The organism is Dapis purpurea BLCC-M126 (assembly GCF_050015975.1).
Taxonomy (GTDB): Bacteria; Cyanobacteriota; Cyanobacteriia; order Cyanobacteriales; family Microcoleaceae; genus Trichodesmium.
The window spans coordinates 1-7,548 of sequence record NZ_JBNHER010000264.1 but is presented as its reverse complement, the minus strand read 5'-3'; the positions used below and the strand labels follow the sequence as shown (position 1 = coordinate 7,548).

Genomic DNA, 7,548 nt, shown 5'->3' with positions numbered 1-7,548 from the left:
AGCGGCTCTGCAAGAGCGGGAAACCTCGCCATCCCATCCTAACGGAATGCTCCGCAAACGACCGCTTTTTCCTCTTGAAAGAGGAGGCTTTAAACCTGAATTATTTAATTAATAATTAATAATTATTCGGTAATAAAGAGTCCCAAAAGGCCATGGTATGAATTTCGCTATAACCGGTGATTTCATTCTACCTACTCACCTGTAACCCACGCATTTTATGACAAGCTCTCCCTACTCACTAATTTCAAAGTCATAGCTTAATTCAGCAATGCCATTAATTACTCTACAAGATTACTTGATCTTTGTTTTAATACACCAACTCAACCTACTATATGGCAATTTAATTTTATTTGTTCCCCAATTCGTAAGTCCTTAAGCTAGTCTAAGAATGAAAAAGAGACATTTTAACTCTGTTAAACTATAAAAACAGATAATTATAAGGAATAAATACTTGGAAGGTAGCGATCAAAAGAACTGGGTCTGAAACCCAGCCTTTTAAGGCGAAATGTTTTTCAAGGGTTACTGAAAATCTTCGTTACAAAAACAACTTCTGGCTTCTGACTTCTAACTTTGTTAAAAAACGGAGAGGGGGGGATTCGAACCCCCGTATAAGTTACCCCATAACAGCATTTCCAGTGCTGCGCCTTAAACCACTCGGCCACCTCTCCAGGAAGCAAAATTATTTAATTTTAAATTTGCTCACAATTAAACTATGTTAGCAGAACTAATCTAAATTTAGCAACCCCCTCAGACAAAAAAATTTTCTCTTGGATTTTGGGCCTATATCGCATAAAATTAAGTATAAGCCACGTTTTGGTCTAGTCATCAAAAGCTAATATCTAAATCGTGATAGATAACCTAAAAATCTAAACACATTATGACCAAGAAATAAGGTCAATAGCCTCCCTTTTTCAGGCAATAGAAAAGAAAATTCCTCTCGCTCAAGCCGGAGGTACTGTTAACTAATAACTGATAACTGATAACTGATAACTGATATGGCCTCTTATCACCAGATTAATATACACGATCGCCAAAATAATACCCATTATAAAGTCCAGGTTCCTGATGACCGCTACATTCTCCACAGCGCTGAGAACCAAGGAGTCGAATTGCCATTTTCCTGCCGTAATGGTGCTTGTACTACTTGTGCAGTTAGAGTTCTATCTGGAGAAATCTATCAACCTGAAGCAATGGGACTATCCCTGGAACTGCAAAAACAGGGTTATGCTCTTCTCTGTGTCAGTTATGCCCGTTCTGACCTATTTGTAGAAACACAGGATGAAGATGAAGTGTATGAACTCCAATTTGGCCGCTACTTTGGCAAAGGAAAGGTGCAAGTTGGACTGCCATTGGATGAAGACTAAAATAATTTATCTACTTATGGCCTGTATATTTTTGGTTAGTTGTCAAAACCTAAACCGACCATCAGGCCAAATGACTAGGGTAGAAAGGGTTGTGAGTGGACAAACTATAGAAATAGCTGACCGTTCTGTTGCTGTACCCTTATTAGAACCTATTCGCTTGATTGGCATTCAGGCCCCGGATATTAGACAAAACCCTTGGGGACAAGAAGCAAGAATTCAACTAGAAAAATTAACTTTGGGGCAAGAAGTATTATTGGAGTTTGATACTCAGGAGAAAGATGGATTTGATCGCCTACTAGCTTATGTTTGGCTCGGAGGAAAATTAATCAATGAATATATGGTAAAAGAAGGTTTAGCTCTAGCAAAGCCAGATTTTCCTAATACTAAATATATGGAACGTCTGACTAATGCCCAAGAAAAAGCTAGACTGATGGGGCTAGGTATTTGGAACCCAAACCAACCAATGCGTCAAACTCCTGGAGAATTTCGTAGTCAAAATCTTAAACAATGAAGGTGGTAGTTCATTAATTGATAATGGATAATTGATAATTACAAGAAGGTTAAAACCGCACGGGAATTGAATATAAGGAAATTCAAGAGCACTTTTCTCTTGGTCGGTTGGATATGCCGTTTCGGCTGTCGCCGACATGAAACGCGTAGCGTCCCGGAGGGAACGGAGACCTCGGCATCCCATCCTTCGGAATGCTCCGCAAACGACCGCTCTCTTGGTCGATTGGATATGGCGAGGAAACCTCGCCATCCCTCGACCGCTTTTTCCTCTTGAAAGAGGAGGCTTTAAACCAGAATTATTTAATTAATAATTAATTATTAATTATTATTCGGTAAACTTTTCTAGTCTATAAGAACCTAATGGACTGACCTAAAATTATTGTCAATCCCTAAGTTCTCGCAGTAAATATGTACCCTACATTAATGAAGATTTTTAGCCATGTTGGTCTACTGCTGGAATGACACACCTAAAATATTGCAATATTTAGGAGCGGGTTTGTTTTTCAAATTAACAAATTAAGGAGTTTAACCACTAGATGAGATGAACTCGCCCCAAGGAGCTAATCCGCAAAATTAGCTGTGTCGGTTCACTACTAGACTGTTTCATTTTAACTATTGCTTAAGGAACTAGAGACGCTACTAGAACCTATTCCAACAATAATTTTGTAGGTGAATTATTGATTTTCAGTTTTTTATTAATCAAGTTAATTATTTTTTATGAGTATAGAAGAATTAAAAGTTTTCCTGGATATTGCCACTGAAGCTGCTCTTGCTGGTGGTGCAGAGTTGATGTCTTATTGGGGTAATCTCAAAGATATTCAAGAAAAAGGTAGTCCAGGAAATTTGGTAACTGAAGCTGACAAAGCTGCTGAGGAAGCAATTGTCAAAGTATTACAGCGACATCTACCAGACCACGGTATTCTGACTGAAGAGTCGGGAGAGTTAGGGGATATGAAAAGTAGATATTTGTGGGCAATAGATCCTTTGGATGGTACTACTAATTTTGCTCACCAATATCCTTTTTCAGCATCCTCAGTGGGATTATTAATTGATGGAGTGCCACAGGTAGGGGCAGTATTTAATCCTATTCTTGATGAATTGTTTCTTGCTGCTAAAGGGTTGGGAGCAACTCGAAATCGTCAGCCAATTTCTGTTTCTCACACTACTACGTTAGAAAAAAGTTTAGTTATTACGGGTTTTGCATATGATCGTCGGGAAACAACTGATAATAACTATAAAGAATTTTGTCAAATGTGTCATTTAGCTCAAGGGGTGAGACGTTCTGGATCTGCTGCTCTGGATTTGTCTTCTATTGCTTGTGGTCGTGCAGATGGTTATTGGGAAAGGGGTTTGTCTCCTTGGGATGTGACTGCTGGTATAGTCGTACTGGAGGAAGCAGGGGGTCAAGTTACGGCTTACAATAATAGTCCTTTTGATCTAAAGTCGGGCAGAATTTTAGCTACTAATGGCAAAATTCACGATTTGATGAGTCAAGCTTTGGTTGAAACTCCACCTCTAGCTTATTGGGATAATACTAATAGATTAAATTAGATTTTATGAAATTTCCATAAGGAGGAGTCGTTATTATGTTTACATTTACACAAGGATTGTTCAAATTCGATTTTACAGACCATCATGCAATTTTAGGGGTTTCTCTAGATGCAAAATTTCCTGAGATTCGGAAACGGTATATGCGGGTGGCGCGTCGTTTACATCCTGATACCTGTCCTTTTGAAAATGAGACTGATAAAGAATTTGCTAATCAGTTGTTATCTAAATTGGTAAGTCCAGCTTATAATAAGTTCTCTAAGGAAAGCGATCGCGCTGAACTTTTTGTCATTCTTAATAAACTAGGTGATACTGTTACTCAACAACGTAGTCAGATTACTTTTGCTACAGATGCTGCTAAACAAATTGCTAAAGGGGGAGATTACCAAGAAAAATATAAGGTTGCTCTACAAGAGTTGAGCGATCGCCAGTATGAATCTTTAGATAAAACTTTAGAAATCATTGGAGAAATTAGTGAGCTGAATTTAGCTTATCTAATGCGGAAAGAATCTAGAACTGGAGTTGCTACACCGCCACCGCCACCACCAGTTAAACCTCCTGTCAATCAGGAAAAATCTACAACGGTAAAGTCTAAAGCTCAAAATCCTCTGGTGGAACAAGCTTGTAGTCGGGCGGAAAGTTTGATATCTACTAAAAATTATGCTAAGGCAATTTTGGAATTAAAAGGTGCTTTAAAAATAGAGCCAAATCATAGTCGTGGTCATGCTTTATTGGGATTATGTTACTTGCAACAAAATCAAGGCACAATGGCAAAAATTCAAGTTAAAAAAGCTTTATCATTAAATCCTCAAGAACCTAAAGCATTAGAAGTTAAAAAGTTATTAGAACAAGCTGCAACTGGTAATGGTACAAAGAAAGGAACTGGAAAAGTTACTGCTAAAACTGAAAAGAAAGGAAATAAAACCGATAAAGGTGGTGGTTTATTTGGAGGCTTTTTTGGCGGGAAGAAATAAGAGTGTGGGGAGTATGGGAAGTGTGGGGAGGGTGGGGAGTATAGAATATGAAAAATATGCAAGCTGCATTACTTCCTTACCCGCTAAAAAATTACCGAATAATTAATAATTATTAATTGAATAATTTAGCTTTATTACCCTCTCCAAATAAAGGGAAAAAAGTGCTAATATATTTCCTTAAATTAAATTCCGTTACGGTTTTAACCAGAGGTAATTATCCATTATCAATTAATGAATTAGCTAAATTTTACTGCCAGTATATGCTGCAATAATCTACTATTAAAAACCTAACCTTGTAAGTTACCAAAATAATTGGGTTTAAAGCCCCAACTTTTAAGGCGAAATGTTTTTGGAGCGGGGCATAAATCCCCGTTACAAAAACAACTGTCTTGAGTGTGTCTTACATTCTGTTCGCGAAGCGTTTCCGCAGGAAACGGAGACCTCAGAATTACACACTCGCTTCTGACTTCTGACTTCGTTAACCCTACTCTCAAGAATAAAGACATCTGAAGGTAAATAATAAAAATGGCAAAAGTAGATAAAATTAATTATAGTTGTCCTAGTGGATTTCCAGAGTTTCTCCCTGGTGAAAAACGATTGGAAACTTATCTAATGGATACAATTCGTCAGGTATTTGAACGCTACGGATTTACACCTATTGAAACTCCAGCGGTGGAACGTTTAGAAGTTTTGCAAGCAAAAGGAAATCAAGGGGATAATATTGTTTATGGTTTATCTCCAATTCTACCTCCAAATCGTCAAGCAGAAAAAGAAAAAGCTGGAGATAATGGCTCAGAAGAAAGAGCGTTAAAATTTGACCAAACTGTTCCTTTAGCTGCTTATATTGCTCGGCATTTGAATGACCTAAATTTTCCTTTTGCTCGTTATCAAATGGATGTAGTTTTCCGAGGCGAACGAGCAAAAGATGGCCGTTTCCGTCAGTTTAGACAATGTGATATTGATGTTGTCGGCAGAGGAAAATTAAGTCTATTATATGATGCTCAAATTCCTGCAATTATTGCTGAAATTTTTGAGGCAATTAATATTGGAGATTTTATCATCAGAATTAATAACCGGAAAGTGCTAACTGGTTTTTTTGCATCTGTGGGAGTAGTCCCAGAGAATATTGTCTCATGTATTCGGATTGTTGATACTGCTGAAAAAGTGGGAGAAGCTAAAGTCAAAAAAGCTTTAACAGAAATTGGTCTCTCTGAAGAGCAAGTGGAAAAAGTTTGGGATTTTACTAAGGTTAAAGGTGAAGTTAATGATGTTTTAGATAAACTAAAAATTATGGCAGGAACTTTGGATAATTCTGAAGTTTTGAGTCAGGGAATTTCGGAATTAGAAACAGTAATTTCTGGCGTGCGAAATTTGGGAGTTTCAGAGCAACGTTTTTGTATTGATTTATCAATAGCTAGAGGATTAGATTATTATACAGGCACAGTTTATGAAACTACTTTAATCGGACATGAAGCTTTAGGAAGTATTTGTTCTGGAGGTAGATATGAAGAATTAGTGGGAATGTTTATTGGGGAAAAAATGCCAGGAGTTGGTATTTCTATTGGTTTAACTAGATTAATGAGTCGTTTGTTAAAGGCAGGTATTTTAGAATCTTTTGCTCCTACTCCAGCAACAGTCATGGTTGTTAATATGCAGGAAGATTTAATGCCAACTTATTTGGATGTTTCTCAAAAGTTACGTCAGAGTGGAATGAATGTCATAACGAGTTTTGATAGTCGTGGAGTTGGGAAGCAATTACAACAAGCTGATAAGCAAAATATTCCTTTTTGTATAATTATTGGTTCTGAGGAAGCAGCAGCTAATATGTGTAGTTTAAAAGATTTACGAACTGGTGAACAAATGAAAGTTCCAATAGCAGGTTTAGCAGGTGTATTAAAACAAAGATTGATTCAATAATTAATAATTAACAATTAATAGTTAGGGTTTGCTGAAAAAGTATGCATGGGTTCGGGCAGGAGTCAACCTACCCCTAACCACCCCTGGGAGAGGCAGTCAGGAAAAATGCGAGTCATAGAGGAATTAGTAGGAATAATAGTCCCTTAATTTTTCTGCTCTAGTTAACCCAAAATGGTAACTTCTTGAATCTTTTAGACCTAAAATATTGTACTTTGTAAGCATTCAGCTATTAGCTATTAAATTATTATCTTGGAAGTATAAATCAAGAGTTATACAGATTAAATAAATCTTTTCTATCTACCTGGGAAAGTATTTCGATATTTCACAAAACTAACATCTGATAATTGAATTTACGAAGGAAAAAATGAAAAAAATAATTACAGCTTGCTTATTAATATTTATATCCATCAATATTATAAAAATGCCAACTGCATTAGCAGCAGAAACAACAAAAGGTGCGGAACTTTTTCAGATTCATTGTGTAGGTTGTCATGTGAAGGGAGGTAATATTGTTAGACGGGGGAAGAATTTAAAAATAAAAACTTTGAAAAGAAACAAATTAGATTCTCTAGAGGCGATCGCTTATCTAGTTAAGAATGGGAAAAATAATATGTCAGCTTATCAAGAACGTTTAACTCCAGCAGAAATTGAAACTGTATCAGCTTATGTATTGCAGCAAGCAGAAAATGGTTGGCGTTAATAGAAATAGGCATAAAAACTAATATTTAAAAATATAGTCTCTATGATTTACTATTACCTCAGTCTTACTGATATCGGAGAAGCATAGTCAAGAGTTTTTGTCAAAATTTAAGAATACTATACAGTAGTCGCTAAATAGATGGACAAAATTACTTAAACCAAGACAGAACATATAGTTCCATGGATTCAACTCTTAAATAACTATAATCCTTATACAGCAAAGGTTTTTACCGAAAAATGTAAGTATTCACCTATTAGCAGTCAGCATTCAGCTTTTCCTGGGGAATACTAAACCCTAATAGCTTTTGAAAGAATAAAACAACGACTAAGGTTAGATAATAACCTTTTTATTCATAACTTTAATTTTCCTTGGAGACTAATTCCTCCTGCCAAAATAATAAGTTCAGGACTTACGCAACGGCACTAATTATAGTGGGTTAATCTGAAATAATGACGAATTTATAAGCTATATATAGCGGTACTGCTTCATTAATTGATAATTGATAATGGATAATTGATAATTACCTCTGGTTAAA

6 protein-coding genes and 1 tRNA gene are annotated in these 7,548 nt (G+C 36.3%); 6 read left to right on the top strand and 1 reads right to left on the bottom strand.

Annotated features, from left to right (window positions below):
- Positions 1-581 precede the first annotated feature (581 nt).
- Positions 582-668: transfer RNA gene (locus ACP6PL_RS24350), tRNA-Ser, on the bottom strand.
- A gap of 327 nt (positions 669-995) precedes the next feature.
- Between ACP6PL_RS24350 and ACP6PL_RS24345 the strand changes: the two genes are divergently transcribed.
- The 6 genes from ACP6PL_RS24345 to petJ all read left to right on the top strand — a co-directional run bounded on the left by ACP6PL_RS24345 (position 996) and on the right by petJ (position 7,013).
- Positions 996-1,364 (top strand): 2Fe-2S iron-sulfur cluster-binding protein, encoded by a 369-nt coding sequence (locus tag ACP6PL_RS24345; protein ID WP_426547906.1) that lies wholly within the window; start codon positions 996-998, stop codon positions 1,362-1,364.
- Entirely contained in the window at positions 1,354-1,875 is a 522-nt protein-coding gene (locus ACP6PL_RS24340) for a thermonuclease family protein (RefSeq protein ID WP_426547904.1), read from the top strand. The genes ACP6PL_RS24345 and ACP6PL_RS24340 overlap by 11 nt, the downstream gene beginning before the upstream one ends.
- A 716-nt stretch (positions 1,876-2,591) precedes the next feature.
- On the top strand, positions 2,592-3,425 hold the full coding sequence (locus ACP6PL_RS24335; RefSeq protein ID WP_426547903.1) for an inositol monophosphatase family protein: 834 nt from the start codon (positions 2,592-2,594) through the stop codon (positions 3,423-3,425).
- Positions 3,426-3,460: 35 nt separating this feature from the next.
- Entirely contained in the window at positions 3,461-4,396 is a 936-nt protein-coding gene (locus ACP6PL_RS24330; protein ID WP_426547901.1) for a J domain-containing protein, read from the top strand.
- Between the two features lie 525 nt (positions 4,397-4,921).
- Positions 4,922-6,313, top strand: coding sequence for a histidine--tRNA ligase (hisS, locus tag ACP6PL_RS24325; RefSeq protein ID WP_426547899.1), 1,392 nt, complete (start codon positions 4,922-4,924; stop codon positions 6,311-6,313).
- Between the two features lie 364 nt (positions 6,314-6,677).
- Positions 6,678-7,013: a cytochrome c6 PetJ gene (gene petJ, locus ACP6PL_RS24320; protein WP_426547897.1), complete on the top strand. Its 336-nt coding sequence runs from the start codon at positions 6,678-6,680 to the stop codon at positions 7,011-7,013.
- The last annotated feature ends 535 nt before the right edge of the window (positions 7,014-7,548 follow it).

What these genes read in the sequence shown, in the direction of transcription:
- ACP6PL_RS24345 (WP_426547906.1), top strand. Translation starts at nt 996, where the DNA reads ATGGCCTCTTATCACCAGATTAATATACACGATCGCCAAAATAATACC.
- ACP6PL_RS24340 (WP_426547904.1), top strand. Translation starts at nt 1,354, where the DNA reads ATGAAGACTAAAATAATTTATCTACTTATGGCCTGTATATTTTTGGTT.
- ACP6PL_RS24335 (WP_426547903.1), top strand. Translation starts at nt 2,592, where the DNA reads ATGAGTATAGAAGAATTAAAAGTTTTCCTGGATATTGCCACTGAAGCT.
- ACP6PL_RS24330 (WP_426547901.1), top strand. Translation starts at nt 3,461, where the DNA reads ATGTTTACATTTACACAAGGATTGTTCAAATTCGATTTTACAGACCAT.
- hisS (WP_426547899.1), top strand. Translation starts at nt 4,922, where the DNA reads ATGGCAAAAGTAGATAAAATTAATTATAGTTGTCCTAGTGGATTTCCA.
- petJ (WP_426547897.1), top strand. Translation starts at nt 6,678, where the DNA reads ATGAAAAAAATAATTACAGCTTGCTTATTAATATTTATATCCATCAAT.